At 68.0% G+C, this 23,411-nt stretch carries 15 protein-coding genes, 1 tRNA gene and 1 pseudogene; 7 read left to right on the forward strand and 10 right to left on the reverse strand.

Translation table 11 applies throughout. From position 1 onward, the window contains the following. From BLU62_RS09700 to BLU62_RS09725, 6 genes are all read right to left on the reverse strand, one after another. The gene (locus tag BLU62_RS09700; RefSeq protein WP_074849294.1) at nt 1-687 is read right to left on the reverse strand and encodes a DUF8010 domain-containing protein; all 687 of its coding nucleotides are present in this window, start codon (nt 685-687) and stop codon (nt 1-3) included. Continuing rightward, complete coding sequence (locus BLU62_RS09705) at nt 687-1,157, reverse strand: acyl-CoA thioesterase (RefSeq protein WP_074849295.1); 471 nt, start codon at nt 1,155-1,157, stop codon at nt 687-689. The genes BLU62_RS09700 and BLU62_RS09705 overlap by 1 nt, the downstream gene beginning before the upstream one ends. A gap of 91 nt (nt 1,158-1,248) precedes the next feature. After that, nucleotides 1,249-3,525: a molybdopterin-dependent oxidoreductase gene (locus BLU62_RS09710; protein ID WP_074849296.1), complete on the reverse strand. Its 2,277-nt coding sequence runs from the start codon at nt 3,523-3,525 to the stop codon at nt 1,249-1,251. A gap of 72 nt (nt 3,526-3,597) precedes the next feature. Beyond that, entirely contained in the window at nt 3,598-8,340 is a 4,743-nt protein-coding gene (locus tag BLU62_RS09715; protein ID WP_074849297.1) for an NAD-glutamate dehydrogenase, read from the reverse strand. A 39-nt stretch (nt 8,341-8,379) separates the two neighbouring features. Next, nucleotides 8,380-10,053 (reverse strand): energy-dependent translational throttle protein EttA, encoded by a 1,674-nt coding sequence (gene ettA, locus BLU62_RS09720; RefSeq protein ID WP_074849298.1) that lies wholly within the window; start codon nt 10,051-10,053, stop codon nt 8,380-8,382. 287 nt (nt 10,054-10,340) lie between these two features. Continuing rightward, nucleotides 10,341-10,784, reverse strand: a complete 444-nt coding sequence (locus BLU62_RS09725; protein ID WP_074849299.1) for a single-stranded DNA-binding protein — start codon at nt 10,782-10,784, stop codon at nt 10,341-10,343. A 158-nt stretch (nt 10,785-10,942) separates the two neighbouring features. Here BLU62_RS09725 and BLU62_RS09730 point away from each other — a divergent pair, with 158 nt between their 5' ends. Beyond that, the gene (locus tag BLU62_RS09730; RefSeq protein WP_074849300.1) at nt 10,943-11,539 is read left to right on the forward strand and encodes a chorismate mutase; all 597 of its coding nucleotides are present in this window, start codon (nt 10,943-10,945) and stop codon (nt 11,537-11,539) included. Nucleotides 11,540-11,553: 14 nt separating this feature from the next. Here the strand turns inward: BLU62_RS09730 and BLU62_RS09735 are convergent, their stop codons facing one another. Next, the gene (locus BLU62_RS09735) at nt 11,554-13,578 is read right to left on the reverse strand and encodes a bifunctional copper resistance protein CopD/cytochrome c oxidase assembly protein (RefSeq protein ID WP_074849301.1); all 2,025 of its coding nucleotides are present in this window, start codon (nt 13,576-13,578) and stop codon (nt 11,554-11,556) included. 268 nt (nt 13,579-13,846) lie between these two features. Between BLU62_RS09735 and BLU62_RS09740 the strand changes: the two genes are divergently transcribed. Continuing rightward, nucleotides 13,847-13,920: transfer RNA gene (locus tag BLU62_RS09740), tRNA-Arg, on the forward strand. Between the two features lie 14 nt (nt 13,921-13,934). Here BLU62_RS09740 and BLU62_RS09745 read toward each other — a convergent pair. After that, nucleotides 13,935-14,444 (reverse strand): GNAT family N-acetyltransferase, encoded by a 510-nt coding sequence (locus tag BLU62_RS09745; protein WP_074849302.1) that lies wholly within the window; start codon nt 14,442-14,444, stop codon nt 13,935-13,937. Between the two features lie 160 nt (nt 14,445-14,604). Between BLU62_RS09745 and BLU62_RS09750 the strand changes: the two genes are divergently transcribed. Continuing rightward, nucleotides 14,605-14,982 carry a hypothetical protein gene (locus BLU62_RS09750; protein WP_074849303.1) on the forward strand — a complete coding sequence of 126 codons (378 nt, stop codon included), beginning with the start codon at nt 14,605-14,607 and terminating at the stop codon, nt 14,980-14,982. Continuing rightward, nucleotides 14,982-16,679: an alpha/beta hydrolase gene (locus BLU62_RS09755; RefSeq protein ID WP_074849304.1), complete on the forward strand. Its 1,698-nt coding sequence runs from the start codon at nt 14,982-14,984 to the stop codon at nt 16,677-16,679. Before BLU62_RS09750 ends, BLU62_RS09755 begins: the two co-directional genes overlap by 1 nt. Nucleotides 16,680-16,691: 12 nt before the next feature. Here the strand turns inward: BLU62_RS09755 and BLU62_RS09760 are convergent, their stop codons facing one another. Continuing rightward, complete coding sequence (locus tag BLU62_RS09760; protein ID WP_074849305.1) at nt 16,692-17,990, reverse strand: uracil-xanthine permease family protein; 1,299 nt, start codon at nt 17,988-17,990, stop codon at nt 16,692-16,694. A gap of 135 nt (nt 17,991-18,125) precedes the next feature. Between BLU62_RS09760 and BLU62_RS09765 the strand changes: the two genes are divergently transcribed. The 3 genes and pseudogenes from BLU62_RS09765 (at nt 18,126) to cmrA (ending at nt 21,701) form a co-directional block, all read left to right on the forward strand. Continuing rightward, on the forward strand, nt 18,126-18,674 hold the full coding sequence (locus BLU62_RS09765) for a PadR family transcriptional regulator (RefSeq protein ID WP_074849306.1): 549 nt from the start codon (nt 18,126-18,128) through the stop codon (nt 18,672-18,674). Nucleotides 18,675-18,756: 82 nt separating this feature from the next. Continuing rightward, nucleotides 18,757-20,820 carry an NADPH-dependent 2,4-dienoyl-CoA reductase gene (locus BLU62_RS09770; protein WP_074852801.1) on the forward strand — a complete coding sequence of 688 codons (2,064 nt, stop codon included), beginning with the start codon at nt 18,757-18,759 and terminating at the stop codon, nt 20,818-20,820. Between the two features lie 75 nt (nt 20,821-20,895). Then, nucleotides 20,896-21,701, forward strand: a pseudogene (cmrA, locus tag BLU62_RS09775) (mycolate reductase). Between the two features lie 87 nt (nt 21,702-21,788). On the opposite strand, the gene BLU62_RS09780 reads toward cmrA, so the two are convergent. Continuing rightward, the gene (locus BLU62_RS09780; RefSeq protein WP_208863619.1) at nt 21,789-23,393 is read right to left on the reverse strand and encodes a helicase HerA-like domain-containing protein; all 1,605 of its coding nucleotides are present in this window, start codon (nt 23,391-23,393) and stop codon (nt 21,789-21,791) included. Nucleotides 23,394-23,411 lie beyond the last annotated feature (18 nt).

Consider the following 23,411-nt stretch of genomic DNA (forward strand, 5'->3'; position numbering starts at 1 on the left):
CTAGAGGACCGTCACCGACAGGTCCCGATGACGACGCTGGTACACCGAGCCGTACCGGGCGTCAATCCGGATCCAGGCCGCCGACAAGCGGATTCGGACCGGCTCGGCGACGTCGATGTCGTCGACGGGTGAGGTCTCGGTGACCGCACGCCCGTCGCGGTCGCGGATGAACCCCATCCCGGTCAGGGCGAAGAGCGACCGCATGGTGATCGCCGCACGCAGCGCGCCGTCCTCGGTCGAGACCTCCAGCACGTCCTGGTCGAGCAACCCCGTGGCGGGTCCATGGGCACTCCCCTCGTCGCGCGCCACGCGGGCACCGTCACGAGCCAGGCCGACCACGCTGCGCGCGGGCACGTCGTCGACGTGCCGGTAGCCGACCGTCGCGGGAAGCGCTCCACGCCAAGCGGAGTCGAGGGAGAACCCGGGATCGATCTGCGCGCCTGCGGGGGCGGCGGCGAGCGCCGAGTGCAGCGACGCGGCGTCGCAGACCAGGTCGGCCGGCGCCACCCGTCCCGAGACCGCACGGGTCGCGAGCACCTCGAAGCCGGTGTGCGTCCAGAGCGCGATGAGGCCGTCGGAGCGTGCGACGACACGGACCACGGCGGCGTCGTCGAGTCGGCCGGCATGCGCGAGGAACGCCGACGCGTTGGACCGATCCGACTCCGCGATCTGGATGAACCGTTCCATCAGCGTGGGTTCGCGGACGTGTCGTCGGAGCGGCGGAAGGAGTTCAGGTAGTCCTTCTGCTCCGGGCTGAGGCGGGCGATGCGCTGTCCCGCGACGTCGAAGGCGACGAGTTGGGTGCTGGCGACGACGGCCGGTTTCGATGCGGGATCGGCACCGGCCGCACGGACCTCGTAGCCGACGGTGAAGTCGACGGCACGCAGTCGCTCGACGTACATGGTGACCTCGATCGGCCCCTCCGAGTGCCGCAGCTGCGCCTGGTACTTCACGTGCAGGTCGGCCACGAGGCAGCCGTCGCGCAGCGGCGCGGTGGGCCGGCCGTCGAGGAACAGCCACGGGATGCGCGCCTCCTCGAGGAGCGTGACCATCCTGGCGTGGTTGATGTGCTGGTACACGTCCATGTCCGACCATCGCACCGGGACCTTCACCACGTAGCCGGCGGCCGTCGCGATCCCCGCGTCCTCGTTGAGCACGTGCTCACATCCCCTGTTCGATCGGAATCTCCTGAACGACGCAGCCGGGCGTCGCGGACTCCAACCCTACGCACGGGACACCGCGGCGGGCTCAGGCCGGGCCGATCTCGACCCGCAGGCCGTTGAGGACGGCCGTCCCCGAGAGCGGATCGAGCCGCGTCCCGTCGTTGAGGGCGTTCACGTTGACGCCCGGTTCGGCGGCTGCCACGTGGAGTCGGGATTCGGCGTCGTCGTGGCCCCAACCGTGTGGGATCGACGCGACGCCGGGTTTGATGTCCGCGGTGACCTCGACCGGGACGGTCAGTGATCCGCCTGCGCCGCGAACCGTCGCGAGCCCGTCGATGCCCAGTCGCATCGCATCGTCCGGATGGATCTGCAGGGTGCACCGGTTGGTGCCGCCGGTGAGCGCGGGCAGGTTGTGCATCCAGCTGTTGTTGGAGCGCAGGTGCCGGCGACCGACGAGGAGCAGTGCGGCCTGATCGTCGGGGTCCTGTTCGGTGTCGACGGCGGCGCGGAGGCGGGCGAGGTCGCCGATCAGCGGGTCCGGCGCCAGCTCGACCTTCCCCGACGCGGTGCGGAGAATCCCGGGCAGGCGCGGCCGCATGGGTCCGAGGTCGATGCCGTGCGGAGCTGCCAGGACGTCGGCGAACGTCAGCCCCTCCCGGGCGCCGAAGGCGTCGCCGTGGGCGCCGATGCGCATCATCATGTCGAGGCGGCGCTGATGGCCCGGGGCTTCGGGAAGCATCGCCACGAGCGACGCCACCTCACGGCCGGCCACCGGCGAATGCGGATCGGTCACCTCCTTGGCCAGGGTGGCGGCGATGACCTGCTCGTCGACGAGACCGGGATCGGCGTCGACGCCCACCCCGGAGAGGCCCAGGATCAGGCGACAGACGATCTCGGCCTCGTCGGGCCGGCCGTCGGGAAGCGGCAGCACCGGCTGCGAGTAGCGCGCGGTGGCCTGCACGGCCAGATTGTTGAGGATCGCGTCGTAGTGCGGACTCTGCGAGGGCCGCGGCGGCGGCAGGATGACGTCGGCGTGCCGGGTGGTCTCGTTCAGGTACGGGTCGACGCACACGACGACGTCGGCGGAGCCGAGTGCGGTGGCGAGCCGGCCGCCGTTGGGCGCGGACAGCACGGGGTTGCCGGCGAGCGTGACCAACGCCCGCAGCCTCCCGTCACCGGGGGTCTCGAACTCCTCGGCCATCGCGACCGCGGGCAGCTCCCCCGCCACCTCGGGATGCCCCGACACCCGGCTGCGCCAGCGACCGGTCCGGAAACCCCGCCCCGGTCCCGGCGGGCGGGGTGCCGGCGCGGTCGGCGCCGTCGGGAACATGACACCGCCCGGGCGGTCGAGGTTGCCGGTCAGGATGTTCACCACGTCGATGAGCCAGCTCCCGAGCGTGCCGAACTCGACCGCCGTGGTGCCCAGACGCCCGTAGACCGCTGCCGACGGCGATGCTGCGATCGCACGGGCGAGCCCGCGGATGTCCTCCGCCGGTACATCGCAGTACGATGCGACCCGCTCGGGTGTGAGATCACTGATCTCCCTGCGTAATTCGTCGACGCCCTGCACGTACTGCCCGATACCGCCGAGGTCGTCGACGACCAGCCCCTCGTCGAACAGGCAGGTGACGACGCCGGCCAGCAGCGCGGCGTCGGTACCCGGTCGAGGTGCCAGGTGGGTGTCGGCGAGCCGGGCGGTGCGGGTGCGGGCCGGGTCGATCACCGTCAGACGGCCCCCGCGATGCCGCAGGGCTTTCAGCTTGCCGGGGAAGTCGGCGGCGGTGGTCATGCTCCCGTTGGAGACAACGGGATTCGCCCCGATTATCACCAGGTGGTCGGTGCGGTCGAGGTCGGGCACGGCGAAGGTCCCGGCGTGACCGAAGAGGTATCCCGTCGCGGCCTGTTTGGGTATCTGGTCGAGAGTGCCGGCGCTGAAGACGTTGCGGGTGCCGAGGGCACGGGCCAGCAGGGGCGCGTACATCGTGCCCGCGATGGTGTGGGCCGACGGGTTGCCGAGGTAGAAACCGACCGACGATCCGCCGTGCTCGGCGATGACCGTCCGGAGCCGGGAGACGGCGACGTCGAGCGCCTCGTCCCAATCGACCTCGACGAATCGTCCGTCACGTTTGACGAGTGGGCGCGCGAGACGGTCGGGGTCGTTGTCGAGCTCCGGAAAGCTCGCACCCTTCGGACAGATGTAGCCGTGGCTGAACACGTCGTCGGTGTCGCCGCGCGCGCCGCTGACGTGTTCACGGTGGTGCCCGGCGTGTTCGTCCATCGGGCCGCCGTGGGTGTCGATGACGAGGGTCAACCCGCAGGTTGCCTCGCAGAGCGGACAGATTCGAGGTGCCGTGCGCGTCATGAACCCACGCTAGGCCCGGGCATCGGGTCGGCGTGGGCGAAGCCGCTCATCCGATCACCGCGGCGAAGCCGCTCATCTGATCACACTGCGGAGCTGCCGCGCGGCGACCGACAGGGTCGCGAGGTCGAGCGTTCCGGTCTCCTCGATCTCCTCCAGCACGGTGCGCACCCGGTTCAGCCGGTTGGAATGCGAGGACTCCCATTCGGCGATCTTGTCCGCCGACGATTCGTCGGGCTCGCTGACCTCCAGGATCTTGAGTGTCAGAGCCCGCAGCGCACCGTGCATGTCGTCGCGCAGTGCGAGTCGGGCGAGCGCATGCCAGCGGTCCCCGTAATCGAGGGTGGACACCGCGGTGAGTAGTCCCTCGAGACCGAAATGTTCCATCACCGCGAAATAGAGTTCACCGGCTTCTTCCGGGGCGCGATCGGCGATCTCGGCGGCGTCGATGATGTCGAGGAGGCAGAAGCGGTGGAGGCTTGCGGCGACGGTCTGCGCGAGGTCCTCGGGGACGCCCTGGTCGATGTAGGTGCGCGCACGATCGGCGATGTCGCGTCGTGAACTCTCGCCGAACCAGGCTCCGGCCACGTCCGACAGCCGCGTGACACGGCCGGTGTAGCGGGTGACCTCGGCGGCCATGGCGAGGGGCTGGGGCCGGAAGGCGAGGAGCCACCGCGACGCCCGGAACACCAACCGCCGGGCGTAGAGCATCATCTCGTCGACGACCTCGACCGGCGCCGGGGAATGCCGGATGCGTTCGAAGACGTCGGACATCCCGAAGATCTCGTTGGACACGACGTAGGCGCGGACACCTTCCTCCGTGGTGCAGCCGCTGCCCTCGCCCAAGCGAAACAGGTGCGTCATCCCGGCGTGCGCGATGACGTCGTTGACCAGGGTCGTCGCCACGATCTGGCGTCGTAGCCGGTGACCGGCGATGGCGTCATCGCACTTCTCGCGCAAGGCCTCCGGGAAGTACCGGGCCACCCGTTGTGCGAACACGTCGTTGTCGGGCAGGTCGCTCGCGAGGAGATCCGACTTCGCCTCGAGCTTGACGTGGGCCATGAGCGTGGCGAATTCGGGTGAGGTGAGACCCCGGTGCAGCTCCCCGTCGAATCGCTTGCGCAACTCACGCGGTTCCGGGAGCGCCTCGAGCCGGAGGTCGATGCCGCGCTCCCGCGAGAGTTTGTCGAGCATCCGGGCGTGCACCTCCACCCGCTTGAGTTCGAAGGTGCGGCAGAAACCGAGCTCGGCGTTCTGTGAGATGTTGTCGGCGAGAACGAGATCGGCGACATCCTCGGTCATCGATTCGAGCAGCGGATCGCGATCGCCGGGTTCGAGTACACCGGTCGACACCGCCGAGTCGAGCAGGATCTTGATGTTCACCTCGTGGTCCGAGCAGTCGACGCCCGCCGAGTTGTCGAGTGCGTCGGTGTTGATCCGGCCGCCCGCGAGGTCGAACTCGATCCGCCCGCGTTCGGTGACCCCGAGGTTGCCGCCCTCCCCGATCACCTTGGCGCGCACCTGGTCTCCGTCGACACGGATCGCGTCGTTCGACTTGTCGCCGACCTCCCCGTGCGATTCGGTCGACGCCTTGACGTAGGTGCCGATCCCGCCGTTCCACAGCAGGTCGACCGGCGCGAGCAGGACCGCCCTGATCAGATCCGGTGGCGAGAGCTCGGCGACACCCTCGTCGATGCCGAGCGCGGCCGCCATCTCCGCGCTGACCGGGATGGACTTGCGGTCACGAGACCACACGCCGCCACCCGCGCTGATCAGGTCAGCGTCGTAGTCGGCCCACGATGACCGCGGCAGCTCGAACAGTCGGCGCCGCTCGGCGTATGACCGATCCGCGACCGGGTCCGGGTCGATGAAGATGTGCCGGTGGTCGAAGGCCGCCACGAGCCTGATGTGCTCGCTGAGCAGCATCCCGTTGCCGAAGACGTCACCGGACATGTCGCCGATCCCGGCGACGGTGAAGTCCTGCGACTGGGTGTCGACGTCCATCTCGCGGAAGTGCCGTTTCACCGACTCCCAGGCACCGCGCGCGGTGATGCCCATGGCCTTGTGGTCATAGCCGGCCGAACCGCCGGAGGCGAACGCGTCGCCGAGCCAGAAGTCGTAGGACTTCGACACCTCGTTGGCGATGTCGGAGAACGCCGCGGTGCCCTTGTCGGCGGCCACGACCAGGTAGGTGTCGTCGGAGTCGAGCCGCACCACGTCCCGCGCCGGGATGATCTCCCCGGTCGTGCGATCGATGTTGTCGGTAATGTCGAGCAGGCCCGCGATGAACTGCCGGTAGCAGGTAATCCCCTCCTCGCGGTGCGCATCCCGGTCTGCTCCGGGGTCCCCGGTCGGCGCGGGCGGCCGTTTGACGATGAAGCCGCCCTTCGCGCCGAGCGGGACGATGACGGCGTTCTTCACCGCCTGGGCCTTCACCAGGCCGAGGATCTCGGTGCGGAAGTCCTCCTTGCGGTCCGACCAGCGCAGCCCGCCGCGAGCCACCGCACCGAACCGCAGGTGGACACCTTCGACGCGGGGCGAATACACGAAGATCTCGTGCAGCGGTCGGGGCTCGGGGGTCTGCGGGATCTCCCGGGGCCGCAGCTTGAACGAGATGACCGGGCAGTATTCACCATCCCGACCACCGACCCGGACGAAGTAGTTGGTCCGTGACGTCGCGGTCATGACCGCGGCGAACGCGGACACGATCCGGTCGGCGTCGAGGCTCAGCACCGTGCCGATGTCGGCGTGGAGCCGCTCACTCACACTCTCCCGGCGTTCGGGATCGGCGGCCGACGGATCGAAGGAGGCCACGAACAAGTCGACGAGACCGCGGGTGATCTGCAGATGGCGGCCCAGCACGTTCGCGACATGGGCTGTGCTGTACGAGAATCCGCATTGCCGCAGGTACTGACCGTAGGCGCGCAGCATCGCGGCCGACCGCCACTGGAGTCCGCATCGGATGATCAGTTCGTTGTAGTCGTCGACGTCTGCCGCGGCGAGCCAGATCTGACGGAAGCCCTCGGTGAAACGGTCCTCGAGGTCGTCGATGTGGTCGAGGTCGACCGACATCCCGGCGGCCAGCTGCACGATGAACTCGTAGGCCCAGCAGACGGTGTCGTCGGCGCGGCGGATCTCGTACGGATGTTCTTCGAGGGCGTCGAGTCCGAGGCTGTGCAGCACCGGCAGGACGTCGGTGAGGGTCGCCGACGCCCCGCACAGGTAGAGGGTGAACCGCCAACGGGCGTGGCCGCCCGGCCCGCGCTCCTCGGTGGCGTCGAGTGTCACCTCGAGGGCTCCCGGCTCGAGGGCGACGACCCGGATCAGGTCCTCGACGGCATCCTGCGGTTCACGGAGTTCCTTGTAGTCGTCGGACAGCGAGGGCAGCTGTCGCAGAAGGAGTTCGGGACCACCGTCCAGTGAGTCCAGGCGGTCGCCGATGTTCGCGGCGAGTTCACGGATGCGTTCGTCCCAGCTGCGGATGGCCGCCGCGAGCGCCGCCTGCATCCGGGCGTGTGCCGGTGACCCGGTGTCGACCGAGCCGAGCCCGGATGCGGTGGCCGGGTCGATGCAGACCAGCACCTGCAGGAGCGCGAGCGGCATCTCGCTCACCCGGGCCGTGTATTCCAGTGCGCTGCCGTGTAACTCGCCCATCAGCGCATGTTCGAGGGCGAGCCGACTCTGCGTGTTGTACCGGTCGCGGGGCAGATAGATGAGGGCGATCGCGGTCTTCCCGTCGAGATTGGTACGCACGAACAGGCGCAATGACCGGGTCGCGACGGCGTCGAGCATCTCGGTGACGCGTCGGGTGAGTTCTCCGGTGGTGGAGGCGAACATCTCCACCAGCGGATAGTTCTGCAGCAGCTCGATCATCGACTGGCCGGCGAAGGAGTCCTCGTCGACCCCGGCTCGCGCGAGGACGTCGTGCACCTTGGTGCGCAGCACCGGGACGTCGAGCACGGTCTGATGCAGGCCGGAGGAGGTCAGCGTGCCGAGGAAGCGGTGCTCGCCGTCGTGGTCGCCGTGCGAGTCGAAGGCCGGGACCTGAAGCAGTACAGGAAAATTCGACCGTTGGATGCCGGTGGCGACGAATACGCGGCTCGCTCGCGGGAGCAGCGGTCGCGCGGTGACCGACGGGAAGTCCCGGTTGATCGAGTCGGTGCGCCAGACACCGAGCCGTTCGTCACCCTCACCGGTTCCGTCGTTGCCCACGCGGGTGTACCCGAGGGGATGGAAGTGGTTCCCGGCGAACCACTCGAGGAGTTTGGCGTACTCGTGGCGATCGGTGTTGCCGATGCCGGTCGACTCGCGCAGCGGTGCCACGGACAGATCGGTGGCGCACGACGTCATCCGCGACCGCATCCGGGCGGAGTCGTGGTCGACGTCGCCCACCCGGGACACGACCTCGAGGAGATGCGAACGGAGTTCCTGCGGGTCGATGCCGGGATGACCGGCGAGGCCGCCGACGAAGATCCAGGACTCCCAGCCGGCACCGGGTACGTCGTCGATCGCCTCGAGCCGGCCGCCGGAGTCGCGTTGCACCGGCATCACCGGATGGTCCATGCGGCCGATCGTGAGGTCATGCGCCTCGACGGTCGCCAGGACCGCCTCCACCAGCATCGGCATGTCGTCGTTGACGACGACGATCTCGACCGCGCCGCCCTCGTCGATGACCACCTCGACGAGTGCCTGACCGGGGTCGCGCCGGGTTGCGACGTCAAGGTGACGCACCACCTGCTCGGCGGCGCTGTCGGTCGCCGAGCCATCGGCCCGGGACCTGAAGTAGTGGTTCACCGCGTCCGGCACGAGTGACGTCACATCGCCGATGCTAGTCACCCGTACCGGACGGGGATGGGATTAGTCGCGGGTGAGTTTGCGGTGCGTCACCCGATGCGGGCGGGCCGCGTCGGCGCCGAGGCGCTCGATCTTGTTGGCCTCATACGCCTCGAAGTTGCCCTCGAACCAGAACCACTGCCCTTCCTCGACGTTGCCCTCCCACGCCAGGATGTGGGTACAGGTGCGGTCGAGGAACCAGCGGTCGTGGCTGATGACCACGGCGCAGCCGGGGAAGTTCTCGAGGGCGTTCTCCAACGATCCCAGGGTTTCGACGTCGAGGTCGTTGGTCGGCTCGTCGAGGAGGATCAGGTTGCCGCCCTCTTTCAGCGTGAGCGCGAGGTTCAGGCGGTTGCGCTCACCACCGGAGAGGACCTCCGCGCGCTTCTGCTGATCCGGTCCCTTGAAGCCGAAGGCGCTCACGTAGGCGCGGGACGGCATCTCGTTCTGCCCGACCTCGATGTAGTCGAGTCCGTCGGAGACGACCTCCCACACCGTCTTCTTCGGGTCGATGTTGGCGCGGGACTGGTCGACGTAGCTCAGCTTGACCGTCTCGCCGACCTTCACGGTGCCCGAGTCCGGCTGCTCGAGACCGACGATGGTCTTGAACAGGGTCGTCTTACCGACGCCGTTGGGGCCGATCACGCCGACGATGCCGTTACGCGGCAGGGTGAACGACAGATCCTTGATCAGGACGCGACCCTCGAAACCCTTGTCGAGGTGGGAGACCTCGACCACCACGTCGCCCAGACGCGGCGGGGTGGGGATCTGGATCTCCTCGAAGTCGAGCTTGCGGGTCTTCTCGGCCTCCGCGGCCATCTCCTCGTAGCGGGCCAGACGGGCCTTGTTCTTGGTCTGGCGGGCCTTGGCACCCGACCGCACCCAGGCCAGTTCTTCCTTGAGGCGCTTCTGGAGCTTCTGGTCCTTCTTGCCCTGGACCTCGAGACGCTCGGCCTTCTTCTCCAGGTAGGTGGAGTAGTTGCCCTCGTAGGGGTGCAGCTTGCCGCGGTCGACCTCACAGATCCACTGCGCGACGTGATCGAGGAAGTACCGGTCGTGGGTCACGGCGAGGACGGCGCCCGGGTAGCTCGCGAGGAACTGCTCGAGCCACAGCACGCTCTCGGCGTCGAGGTGGTTGGTGGGCTCGTCGAGCAGCAGCAGGTCGGGCTTCTGCAGCAGCAGCTTGCACAGTGCGACGCGACGGCGCTCGCCACCGGAGAGGTGGGTGACCGGCGAGTCGGCGGGCGGGCAGCGCAGGGCGTCCATCGCCTGTTCGAGCTGCGAATCGAGGTCCCAGGCGTCGTTGTTGTCCAGGTCTTCCTGGAGTTTGCCCATCTCCTCCATCAGCTCGTCGGAGTAGTCGGTGGCGAGCTGTTCGGCGATCTCGTTGAAGCGGTCGAGCTTCACCTTGATCTCGCCCATGCCCTCTTCGACGTTCTCCTTGACCGTCTTCTCCTCGTTGAGGGGCGGCTCCTGGAGCAGGATGCCGACGGTGGCCTCGGGGTCGAGGAAGGCCTCGCCGTTCGACGGCTGGTCGAGGCCGGCCATGATCTTCAGGATCGACGACTTACCCGCGCCGTTGGGACCGACGACGCCGATCTTGGCGCCCGGGTAGAAGGACATGGTGACGTCGTCGAGGATGACCTTGTCGCCGTGCGCCTTGCGCACCTTCTTCATCGTATATATGAACTCTGCCATGTCTTAGCCTCTCTACCAGCGATTATTGGCTCATCTGCCGCGGCCCCTCCCGCAAATCCCCCGCATCGAATGGCGTGAGCACAGTGGAGGTGGGCCCTCGTGGCACAACAGCAACCCAGTCTAGTCACCGACTCCGCGGACCCCGCCGACGGGCGACGGCCGAGCCGAATCGCCCGGAGTGAAGTCGCGCGCGACGTCGATCAGGCCTGACGACCTCGGCCGGAGTCGCGTGGCCGGATCGAGTTCGCGTGCGACCTCGTTTCGCCGTCGGGCGTCGGCACGATGCCTTACGCCGCAGACGGGGCCGTCTCGCTGGTGACCGATTTCTCGTCTGTCAGCGGCACGCCGACGGCGACGCCGCGTTCCGACGACGGCGTCCCGCGGTAGGTGACGATGCACCGGCTCAGGTCGAGGCCTACCGCGACGGCGGTCATCTCGAGATCCGATCGGCGTGACCCGTCGGCCGCGGGATACTCGTTGGTCTTGATCTGGCCGTGGGCCATGACCGGCCGGCCCTTCGCGATGGCCAGTCCGACGCCGGCAAGCAGGCGACGCCAGCAGCTCACCGTCAGATACAGCGTTGGCCCGTCCATCCATTCGCCGGTGCGCTTGTCGATACGGCGCGAGGTGCAGGCAACGCGGAACGAGATCACGTCCTCGCCGGTGGTCGTCTGGCGTCGGCGGGGCTCGGACACAACGGTTCCGATGACGGTCGTGTACGTCTCAAACATGGTCGTCTCCTACTGGTGTCGGCCACGGGAAGTGTGGCCGCACCAGCATCTCTCCCGGCGTACACCGGAGACGGCGACGCGATGGGGCTGTGGAGAACTCCTCTGGGTTACCCACAGATCGCGGGTACACCTGGCGCGCCTGCCCATAGAATCCCGGAATGCGGATGCGAGTGTTCCTGGCCGGTCTGATCGCGGCAGTGGTGTTGGTGTCACCGACCTATTCGGCGCAGCCCCTCGCCGTCGCGGCACCGGCGGCGCAGCCGCCGTTGACGGGCCTGACCGACGCGATCGCCGGCCGCCTCGCCCTGGCCGACACGGTGGCCGCGACGAAGTGGGCATCAGGCGCGGCCATCGACGATCCCGCGCGCGAGCAGGTCGTCCTCAACACCGTGTCGCAGCTGGCCGTCGACCGCGGCCTCGAGCCCGCCTACGTACGCGGCGTGTTCCGCGACCAGATCGAGGCGAGCAAGACCGTGCAGCGCGGGCTGTTCGCCCAGTGGGGACTACCGGGACGAACGGCCCCGCCCGCCACTCCGGATCTCGGTCCGGTCCGGGCGGCGATCAACGAGTTCAACGTGGCCATCGTCGACGAACTGGCCGCCTCGAGAGGATTTGCGCGAAGCCTCCGTTGCCCGCCGGAGCTGGTCGCCGCGACCGGTTCCTCCGCGGCCGGCCTCGGCTTCGATCCGCTCCACGTCGCCGCCCTGATCCAGGCCGGGGCGTCGGTCTGCGTGGTGTCGACGGGGTCGAACTGAGTCCCGGTTGCAGGTCAGCCGCGCTTGTTGAGCTCCTTGAGCATGTCGTTGTAGTTCTCGAGCTCGGCGTCGTGGTCGCGGACCGCATTGCGGTCATAGCGTTTTGCCTGGCGGGTGTCGCTGCGCTGCCATTGGACCAGTAGGGCCAGCATGATGACGACGAGCGGGATCTCGCCTGCAGCCCAGGCGATTCCGCCACCGGCACGCTGATCGTCGAACAGGTTGTAGGTCCACGGCAGATTGAGCCCGCGATAGTAGCTCTCGGCGATGACTGCCGTGGTCATCATCAGGGCCACACCGAAGAAGGCATGGAAGGGCAACGAGCCCAGCACGATCCCCAGTTTCGCCACCGGTTTCACCTGACGCGGAGCGGGGTCGATGCCGATGACCAGCCAGTAGAACAGGTAGCCGCTGAGCAGGAAGTGCAGGTTCATCAGCAGGTGTGCCGCGTGGTACTGCACCACCGACTCGTACAGGCCGCCGAGGTAGAGGATGTAGAAGCTGCCGACGAACATGATGGCCGCGATCAGCGGGTGCGTCAGGAAGCGCGACGGCCCCGAGTGCACACCGGCCTGAATCCACTCGCGCGGCCCGGGCGGGTTGCCGCGGCCGGCGGGTGGCAGTGCGCGCAGCGCGAGGGTCACCGGACCGCCCAGCACCAGCAGCACGGGGATCATCATCGACATCAGCATGTGGGCGATCATGTGGACGCTGAACATCGCGGGGGCGTATCGGCCGAGGCCCGACGAGGTCGCCAGGAGCAGCAGCAGACATCCCAGGAGCCACGCGAAGGTGCGCCCGATCGGCCAGTCGTCACCGCGGCGCTTCAGCCGCACGACACCACGGAGGTAGACGACCGCCAGGACGATCGCGGCGAGACCGAAGATGAGATCGAACCGCCACTCGGTGAGGAAGCGGACGAAGGTCGGCGGACCGTCGATGTCGTAGCCGATGGTGTTCTCGACCGGGGAGACGTTCGCCGTGTCGAGGGCCGGCGGCGGGGTCCGGCTCAGGCCGACCGCGAGGCCGAAGGTGGCCGCGAACACGGCCAGCTCGACGAGCCCGAACCGCACGAACAGCGACGGCCGTTCCTCGGATTCGAGTTGGGCGATGGTCACGCGCCGATGCCATGCACCGAGCGCACCGAGGACGGCCAGGGCGACCACCTTGGCGATGACGAGGCGGCCGTAGGTGTCGGAGAACAGCTGATCGAGGGGTACCCGCACCAAGGCGTTGATCACGCCGCTGAGGCCGACGACGATGATGCACCAGAAGGCCACGCGAGAGAAGCGCCGAACGGCCAGTGCCCGCCATCGACCGGAGGCGAGCGAGTAGACCACGACGGCCGCGAGTCCGCCCAGCCAGAGGGTCGCGCCGATCAGGTGCAGGATGAGGCTGTTGGTGGCGATGTCGTGGTTGCCGCCGGACGACGAGTGCCCGGCCAGCGCGGACGGCATGAGGCTGAAGATCGTGAACGCGATGACCGCGACCGTCGGCCCCCACTTGAGGACCATCCGCGCGATGATCGCGGCGACCAGCGCGAACACCGCCGTCCAGAACCAGGTGCGCACCTCGGCGACCTGGCCGTACGCATTCATCAGGTTGACCGGTTTGATCGCCTCCGACAGCGGCGAACCACTGACCTCCGACGCCGACAGCGGCATCAGCAGCAACGCGCACACCGACCACACGAGCGCGGACGACGCCGCTATCCGGATGGCGCGGTAGCCGCCGACGTCGAGCACGTTGTCGGACTGCGGCGGCACGAAGAACGCGGCGAACACCGCACAGCCGAGGGCGATCGCGGCGGCGAACTCACCGATGGCCGTGAGCGCCGGCAGACCGTAGGTCGTGAGCGGGCCCGGGTCCGGGACGCCGGTCAGCTTGAGCGCGGTGGACGCGGACACGGCGGTGACGGCGACGGCCACGATCGCGGCGAGCCATCCCGACGCCCAGAGGACCGCGGAGACGACGCCGCGCGGTTCGTTCATCGCGTCGCGATTCTGATCCGGCGAGGCGGACGTCGACGTGCGGGTCATTCCACAACTGTAGGTCCGCGCGTCGACGACACACCGTCCGACCTGGTGACACCGTGGTGTGCGGCACATCGGCGACCTGCCCAACCCGATCGAAGTCGCGTGCGACCTCGATCCGGATGCGCGACCTCGGCCGACGTCGCGGAACCGCATTGATGTCGCGTGCGACATCGTTTCGATGGGCCCGGCACGCCGGTGGCGGCGCCGGCGCCATGTGTAAACTCCATGTGCCCGACGCCCAGTGCCCTTTTTGTCACGACAGCGCCGGTCAGCCTCCGTAGCTCAGGTGGATAGAGCAAGGGCCTTCTAATCCCTAGGTCGCAGGTTCGAGTCCTGCCGGGGGCACCGTGAGAACGGCATCAGATGCCGAACGGCGCCGCGTAGCGGACCGTCCCGGACGGGATGTCGGTCCCGTCGAGGCTGAGCACCATCAGCGCGTCTTCGGGCACCTCGATGCTCAGGCGGACGCCGTGGTCGACGGCTCGACCGAAGCCGAAGCGCGGGTAGTAATCGGCGTGACCGAGGACGACGACGGTGCTCTCCTCCAGCACCCTCGCCGCGTCGAGGGCGGCGATGATCGCGGCCGAACCGGCGCCCGTGCGCTGCTGTGCCGTGACCACCGCGCACGGTGCGAGGCCGAGTGCCGGAGTGTCGTCGATGTGGCAGCGAGTCAGCAGCGCGTAGCCGACCGGTCGGTCGTCGGCGTCGACGGAGACCACGGACAGCCCGTCGATCCACGCCGCGTCGGCGCGGAGTGCGTCGACCAGCTCGGCCTCCTCCGACCTCTCGAAGGCATCGACATTGATCTCGTGGACACGCGCGACGTCGTCGGGCCGCTCCGCTCTTGTACGCCAGGCCTGCTGCGGCATCGGTGCCTCCCCTGTACCGTGTGGCTGAGTGTCCCAACGTAGCCCGCGGACACTTCCGCGGCGAAACACATTTCGGAACCGGCCAGGCGCGCCGCGCGTCCAAGAATCGCGCCACCTCTCCGGGTGGCCGCAATCCTCGAGTATCCCGGCACGGAGGATCATGACACGCCCGCTCCCCAATCCATCACTCCCCCTTCGGTTTCCCTGGCCGGACCGCGGAACCCGCACGGAGGAGGACACTTTCGGGGTCTCCCCGTCCGAGATCGAGGAAATCGTCACGTCGTGGCGCGCCAACGGCATCGCCATCCACGCGATCGACACCGGAGCCCTCGGCGTCCGAACCATCGGCGACGCCCACGGCGCGTCAAGCCGGGTGGCGCGTGCACTACGCGACACCGCCGACCCCGCGCGACGCGCCGTCGAGTCCATCGGCCACCGCCTGACCACGATGGGCGAACTCCTGGACACCTTCGTGTCGACGACGCTCGCGACCGACTCCCGATCGGCCTCGAAGTTCGACTCCCTGCGGGAGCGCTGATGCGTCCGACGATCTCGGCGCTGCGCACCTGGAATCCGCAGACCCTGGTCGACGCCGGATCAGCAGCCGCCACCGCCGCCGAAGCCCTGGACACCGGAATCGGCCGAGCCGTGCGGGCTTTCGAGTCCGCACGATCCTGGCTCGGCCGAACCCACGACGCCGCGCATCGGAAGATCTGGCAGGAGCACGACCACGGCAGCGAGGTCCGGAACGTGCTCCAGATGATCGCCGACGAGGCCTCCGACGCGGGGACGAACCTGTCCTACGCCCGGGACCACGTGCTCCGGATCGTGGATGCGGCGAGGTCGTCCGGATTCGATGTCGCCGACGACGGGACCGTCACCCACCCCGATCCGGTTCGCGCCCCGACTGCCGCCGAGGTCACCGACACCATCGAGTCGGGACTCACCACGATCGATGCCCTCGACGAACGCTACGGCTCCCGACTCGACGACTTCGCCGCAGATCTGGCGTCCATGATCGACGGCCAACCCGACGTCACCCTGCCCGGCGGCCGGACCATGGACGCCGACGCCGCGGTGCGCACGCTGGAAAGCCTCACGCCTGCCCAGATCCGCACCGTTCTCGACGCGATGCCGCCCGACGACACACGCCGCCTCATACAGGCGAATCCGCATGTGCTGGGCAACCTTCCGGGCGTCCCCTTCGATCTGCGAATCCAGGCAAACGAAATCAACATCCGCAACGCGCTCGTCGACGAGATCCAGTCCGGCCGCGGCGAGGGCCGTCGTGCCCGAACGCTACGAGACATGCTGACACCGAGAACCGATCCCACATCCCCGATCCCCCATGCCGGCGACGACGGACTGGTCGAGCGGCAGTTCGTCACCTTCGTGAACACGCCGCAGGGACGTCTCGTCGAGATGATCGGTTCACTGCGTCCCGGCACCAGGAATGTCGCCACGTATGTGCCCGGCACCGGTACCACCATCGACACCGCCGGCGGCGACAACCGGCGCGCCGCGGCCGAACTCGCCACACAGACCAACGGCCCGGTGTTCCTCTACCTGGACGGCGACCTGCCCCCGGACCTCCGCGCGGCCGCGAGCCCGAAGTTCGCCGCCGCCATGGCACATCGACTCGAGCTGTTCGGAACCGAACTCGACGCCGAGATCGCCCGCCACGCGCCCGGCGCGACCACCACCTATATCGGCCACTCGTACGGCGGATCGGTGGTCGGCACCGCCGAACAACTCGGCCTGACACCCGACCGGGTCATCTACGCATCATCGGCCGGCACCGGGGTCCACGATCTACCCCACCCGAGCAGCGTCGACCGGTACTCGCTGACGTTCCCCGGCGACCCGATCCACTACGCGCAGACCCTGCCGGGCAATCCACACGGTTCCGACCCCGATTCCGCACCGGGCGTGACCCGCCTGGACACCGGAACGGTCGAGATCGACGGCCGCACCTACGACAGCGGGATCAAGACCCACGGCGGCTACTGGAACGACCCGCACTCCACGGCCTTCCACAACATGGTGAAGGTCATCACCGGTCAACAGCCCGACCTCTACGTCGCGCGCAAACCAGACGTCCCCGAACTCCCGCCCCCGCCGCCCGGCGCCGCGTTCGCGCCACTGTGGTGGCTGTACCTGCTCAACGACCGCGCCGACGGAGACGTGGACATGCCGGGCCCCATCCCCGACATCAAACTGCGGCTCCCGTGGTGAGCGGCGACTTGTTCAGCTCTTGTCGGGAACCACCGTCCCGCGCCAACCGCCGATGATCCGCATCGAGTGGTAGATGACCAGCGCGGCCACCGAACCGAGCGAGATGCCCGCGAACACGAGATCGCCGATCTGCCACGTGTAGTCGGCGATGCCGATGATGAGCGGGATCGCGGCGGTGAACTGGTTGATCGGCTTGGAGAAGTCGACCTTGTTGCTCACCCAGATCTGGATGCCGATGATGCCGACCAGACCGTAGAGGGCGGTCGTCACGCCACCGAGGACGCCCGGCGGGACTGCGGCGATCACCTCACCGACCTTCGGCGAGAGTCCCAGCAGGATCGCGGCCGCACCGGCCACCCAGTAGGCCGCGGTCGAGTAGACCTTGGTCACCGACATCACGCCGATGTTCTCGGCGTAGGTGGTCGTCGCCGAACCACCGCCGCTGCCGGCGAGCATCGTGGCCAGGCCGTCGGCGGCGATCGCCCGGCCCATCGTGTCGTCGTAGTCCTTGCCGGTCATCATCGCGACCGATTTCACGTGACCGATGTTCTCGACGACGAGCACCAGGACGACGGGCAGGAACAACGGCAGTACGCCGAGGTCGAAGGTCGGGGTCTGGAAGTCGGGAAAGCCGATCCACGCGGCGTCGCCGATCTTGGACGTGTCGATGTAGTCGTTGTCGGCGTCGATCCAGTCGAGGAAGAGCGCGAGCAGATATCCGACGGCGACACTGAGGAAGATAGCGAGACGCCCGAGCAGTCCGCGGAACAACACCGCCGAGGCGACGAGCAGCACCAGCACGATGGTCGCCAGCACGGGGTCCGCGACGAAGTTGTTCTTCGCAGCCGGGGCGAGATTCAGACCGATCAGCGCGACGATCGCACCGGTCACCACCGGCGGCATCAGCGTCTCGATCCACCTGACGCCGGCGAAGTGGCTGATCAGACCGATGATGACGAGCAGGGCGCCGACGGCGACGAGGCCGCCGAGAGCCGACGACGCGCCGTCGGACGCGACCGCGGCAGTGACCGGGGCGATGATCGCGAAGCTCGAACCGAGGTAGCTGGGCAGCCGGTTGCGGGTGATCAGCAGGAACAGGATGGTGCCGACGCCCGAGAAGAACAGCGTCGTCGACGGCGGGAACCCGGTCAGCACCGGCACCAGGAAGGTCGCGCCGAACATCGCGACCACGTGCTGCAATCCGATGCCCACGGTGCGCGGCCAGCTCAGCCGCTCCTCCGGTGCCACCACGGCGTTCGTCGTGAGCTTCCACGACAGCAGGTTCTGGGATCTCGTCCCCGGTTCAGTCATGCGCAATAGTTTGCGGCACTCACGGCTCGCCCGCTCCCCCTACCCTGCGCTTTCTTTCCCCAGTCGACGGCATATGCAACAAGACTCATATACACCTTGTTGCATAGTGCACTGTTGCAGTGTTAGCGTGCTCACATGGCGCTCGAACATGCGATTCTGGTGTCGCTGGCGGAGCGACCCGGCACGGGTTATGAGATCGGTCAGCAGTTCGACCGGTCCATCGGTTACTTCTGGTCGGCCACCCACCAGCAGATCTATCGGACGCTCAAGAAGCTCCTCGACGACGGACTGGTCAGCGTCGAGTCGATCAGCCAGGACGGCCGGCCGGACAAGAAGGTCTACACCATCTCCGACGCCGGCCGGGACGCGTTGGCGCAGTGGGCGATGAGTCCCACTCCCCGGCAACCGCTCCGCAGCGACATCGGCGTGAAGCTCCGCGCCGCGGAGTTCGGCGACCTCGCCGCCATCATCGGAGAACTCAAGGCCCACCGCGACGAGCACCTCGCACAGCTGAAGTTGTTCCAGGGGTTCCAGGCGGACTACTACCCCGAACCCGACTCCCTGACCGGCCGGAAACTGCATCGGTACCTCGTGCTGCGCGGCGGCATCCGCCAGGAGCAGAGCTACGTCGAGTGGTGTGACGAGGTCATCCCCGCACTCGAACGCGAACTCGCCGGAAGGTGAAACGCTCGACCCACCGGATCATGCACGAAAACAACACCCGCACAGAGCAATACGAAGACACACCGAGATGAAAGGTCGCGCCATGTCAGCCCACACGGCACAACCCAACCAGCATTATCCGCACCTGTTCACGCCGCTGCAGGTCGGCGGCATGACCATCGAGAACCGCCTCGTGATGGGGTCGATGCACACGGGCCTCGAAGATCGCCTCTGGGACACCGACAAGCTCGCCGCCTACTTCGCCGAGCGCGCCAAAGGTGGTGCGGGACTCATCATCACGGGAGGTTTCGGCACCAGCCGCACCGGCCTGCTCGCCTTCGCCGGCGGCAAGATGACCAACGTCCTCGACTGGAAGCGTCACCAGCGCGTCACCAAGGCGGTGCACGACGAGGGCGGCAAGATCGCCATGCAGCTCATCCACGCCGGGCGCTACGGGTACACCCCGTTCAAGGTCGCACCGGGCAAGGAGCCGTCGCCGATCCACCCGTTCAAGCACCTGCGGATGACCGAGCCGATCATCTGGCACGTGATCAGATCCTTCGGCCAGTCGGCCAAGCTCGCGCGCAAAGCCGGCTACGACGCCATCGAGATCATGGGTGGCGAGGGCTACCTGATCAACCAGTTCCTCTGCCCGCACACCAATGACCGCACCGACAAGTGGGGCGGCAACACCGAGAACCGGCAGCGTTTCCTGGTCGAGGTCATCAAGGAGATCCGCCGCCAGGTCCCCCGCGACTTCCCGATCATCCTGCGCCAGTCGGTCGCCGACCTGATCCGCAAGGGCCAGACCTGGGACGAGATCGCCCTCATGGCCCGTAAGGCCGAGGAGTTCGGCGTCGACGCCATCAACACCGACATCGGCTGGCACGAGGCCCAGGTCCCCACCATCGTGACCTCGGTCCCGCGCGGCGCCTTCGTGAAGTTCACCGAGCGTCTCCGCGACGAGGTGTCGATCCCGCTGATCGCCGCCAACCGCATCAACACCGCGGAGTTCGCCGAGGAGATCCTCGGCAACGGCCGCGTCGACGCCATCCAGATGGCCCGGCCGTTCCTCGCCGACCCCCACCTGGCCAACAAGGCCCGCGAGGGACGCGCCGACGAGATCAACACCTGCATCGGCTGCAACCAGGCCTGCCTCGACCACGCCTTCGTCGGCAAGAAGGTGTCGTGCCTGGTGAATCCGCGTGCGGGACGTGAGACCACGCTGGTCCTCAGCCCGACCCGCAAGGCCAAGCGGGTGGCCGTCGTCGGCGCCGGCCCGGCCGGCCTGTCGGCTGCGGTGTCGAGCGCCGAACGCGGCCACAAGGTGACGCTGTTCGAGGGCGGCAAGTCCATCGGCGGCCAGTTCTCCATCGCCGCCCGCATCCCGGGCAAGGAGGAGTTCAACGAGACGATCCGCTACTTCACCCGCAAGCTCGAGGTCCTCGGCGTCGACGTCCGACTCAACACCCGGGTCGACGCGGACACGATCATCGCCGAGAAGTTCGACGACGTCATCGTCGCCACCGGCGTCGTGCCGCGTATCCCGAACTTCCCCGGCGTCGACCATCCGATGGCGATGTCCTACGCCGACGCCGTGCTCGGCCACCGCGAGATCGGCAAGCGCGTCGCCGTCATCGGTGCCGGCGGAATCGGGTTCGACGTCAGCGAGTTCCTCACCACCGATGAGTCGCCGACGCTGAATCTGAAGGAATGGGAACAGGAATGGGGCGTCACCGACGATCCGGAGAAGCCCGGCTTCGTCACCAAGCCCCGACCCCTGCCGGCCGTGCGTCAGGTCTACATGGTCCAGCGCAAGACCGGTAAGCAGGGCAAGACCCTGGGCAAGACGACCGGCTGGGTGCACCGCGCCACGATGAAGATGAAGGGCGTCGAGCAGATCAGCGGCGCGACCTACGACAAGATCGACGACCAGGGACTGCACCTCAGTTTCCGCGACGACGAGGGCAACGTGACCGAGACCCGGGTCCTCGAGGTCGACAACGTGGTGATCTGTGCCGGCCAGGAATCGGTGCGCGAACTCATCGATCCGCTGACCCTCGCCGGCGTCACGACCCACGTCATCGGCGGTGCCGACTACGCGGGCGAACTCGACGCCAAGCGCGCGATCCGGCAGGGCACCGAGGTCGCCGCCGGTATCGACTGATCCCTCTCACACCGACCGCCGCTGCGCCCCGGCTCTTCGACGAGCCGGGGTGTAGCGGCGGTTACGATTGCTCCCATGCCGGTCCCGCCGCCTTCAGAAAACGCCCGCGCCGTCGTCACCGGAGCCTCCTCCGGGATCGGCCGCGAGCTCGCCCGGGCACTTGCCGCCCGCGGCCATTCGGTCATCCTCGTCGCCCGTCGTGGGGAGCTACTCGAAGAGCTCGCCGGTGAACTGCGCACCTCACACCAGGTCGCGGTCGAGGTCCGTGCCGTCGACCTGTCCGACCCGACCAAGGTCGAGGTCCTCGCCGCCGAGTTCGCGGGACGCGAGATCTCGATCCTCTGCAACAACGCCGGCATCGCCACCTTCGGCCCCGTCGCCGAACTCGACGCCGCCTACGAGAAGGCCCAGGTCCTCCTGAACGTCAACGCCGTTCACGACCTCACCCTCGCGGTACTCCCCAGATGGTGAAACGCGGCTCCGGCGGCATCCTCATGGTGGGTTCGGCGGCCGGCAACATGCCGATCCCGAACAACGCCACCTACGCCGCGTCGAAGGCCTTCGTCAACACGTTCAGCGAATCGCTGCGCGGCGAGGTCTCCTCCCGGGGCGTCCACGTCACGCTCCTCGCTCCCGGCCCCGTCCGCACGCACACGCCGTCACCCGAGGAAGAATCGATCGTGGACAAGGTCGTCCCCGATTTCCTCTGGCACTCGTCGGCGAAGGTCGCGGAGATGAGTCTGGATGCGTTGGCGCACAACAAGATGCGCGTTGTCCCGGGAACTCTGTCCAAGGCCATGTCGGTGGCCGGCGGATACACCCCGCGCGCCGTCGTCGCGCCGATCGTCGGCGGGTTCTACAAGAAGTTCAGCGCCGAGTAGGCAACTGCTGCACCCACTGCTTGTGGATGCACCTTTCGATACGCCCCTTCGCAAGCTCAGGGGCTACTCAAGGAGCAAGGCAACCGCTCAACGCTTCCGGCGACGCCCCGTTCCGAAGATCGCGCGACTGAACTCGCGGCCCGCGGCGCTGGCCGCCGAACGCAGGAAGCTCTGGACCGGCTTGCTGGTCAGCACCTCGGTGATGATGCCCGGCTCCTCGGGCACCGGCTTCGGTGCCGGCGCCCGTTCCGGCGTCGGTGCAGGAGCGGGTGCCGGGATCGGCGCCGGGATCGGCGCCGGGGCCGGCGCGTCGGCGGCCTCACCCGGCGACAGGGTGTTCGCGGCGAGCATCTCGTAGGCGGATTCACGGTCGATCGACTGCCCGTACTTCGCGTAGAGCGGACTCGCCTTGGCCGCGACCGTGATCGCCTCCGCCCCGATGGCGTCCATCGACGAACGCGGCGGGCGCACCACCGTCCACGCGACCGGGGTCGGTGCGCCCTTCTCCGACAGCACCGTCACCACGGCCTCACCGGTGCCCAGCGACGTGAGGACCTGCTCGAGCTTGTAGACCTCGGAGACCGGATACGTCTTGACCGTCTTCTTCAGTGCCTTCTGATCGTCGGGGGTGAAGGCGCGCAACGCATGCTGGATGCGGGCGCCGAGCTGCGAGAGCACCTCGTTGGGGATGTCGGTGGGCAACTGGGAGCAGAAGAACACGCCCACGCCCTTCGAACGGATCAGCTTGACCGTCTGGACGACCTGGTCGACGAAGGCCTTCGACGCGTCGTCGAACAGGAGGTGGGACTCGTCGAAGATGAAGACCAGCTTCGGCTTGTCGATGTCGCCGACCTCGGGCAGGAACTCGAAGAGATCCGCCAGAATCCACATGAGGAAGGTGGAGAACAGGGCGGGGCGTGCCGCCTGCGCACCGAGTTCGAAGAGGGTGATGATGCCGCGACCGTCGGCGGCGAGCCGAATGAGGTCGGCGGGCTCCACCTCGGGCTCACCGAAGAAGGTGTCGCCGCCGTCGGCCTCGAGGTTGGTCAGTGCCCGCAGGATCACGCCCGCGGTCTGGCGCGACACCCCGCCGATGTTCTTCAGCTCTTCCTTGCCGTCGTCGCCGGTGAGGAAGGCGATGACCGACCGCAGATCCTTCAGGTCGAGCAGCGGCAGGCCCTTCTTGTCCGCCCAGTGGAAGATCAGCCCGAGGGTGGATTCCTGGGTGTCGTTGAGTCCCAACACCTTCGACAGCAGGATCGGCCCGAAGGATGTGATCGTGGCACGGATGGGCACACCGATGCCCGTGGATCCGAGCGAGACGAACTCGACGGGATGGGCGGCGGGCTGCCACGAGTCGCCGGTCTGCTGTGCGCGTTCGGCGATCTTGTCGTTGCCGACCCCCTCACGACTCAGCCCCGAGAGGTCGCCCTTGATGTCGGCCATCACCACGGGCACCCCGTTGGCGGAGAGCTGTTCGGCCAGCAGCTGCAGCGTCTTGGTCTTGCCGGTGCCCGTGGCCCCGGCGACGAGGCCGTGCCGGTTCATCATCGCGAGCGGGATACGCACCGACGCGGCGGCGTCGACCTGACCGTCCACCGACACCGACCCCAGTTCCAGCGAGGTCGAGGTGAAGGCGTAGCCGGCGGCGATCGTCTGAGCAGGGCTGAGGGCTTCGGTCACGATGGACACAATAGCCCGCGTAGGACC

The organism is Gordonia westfalica (assembly GCF_900105725.1).
Taxonomy (GTDB): domain Bacteria; phylum Actinomycetota; class Actinomycetes; order Mycobacteriales; family Mycobacteriaceae; genus Gordonia; species Gordonia westfalica.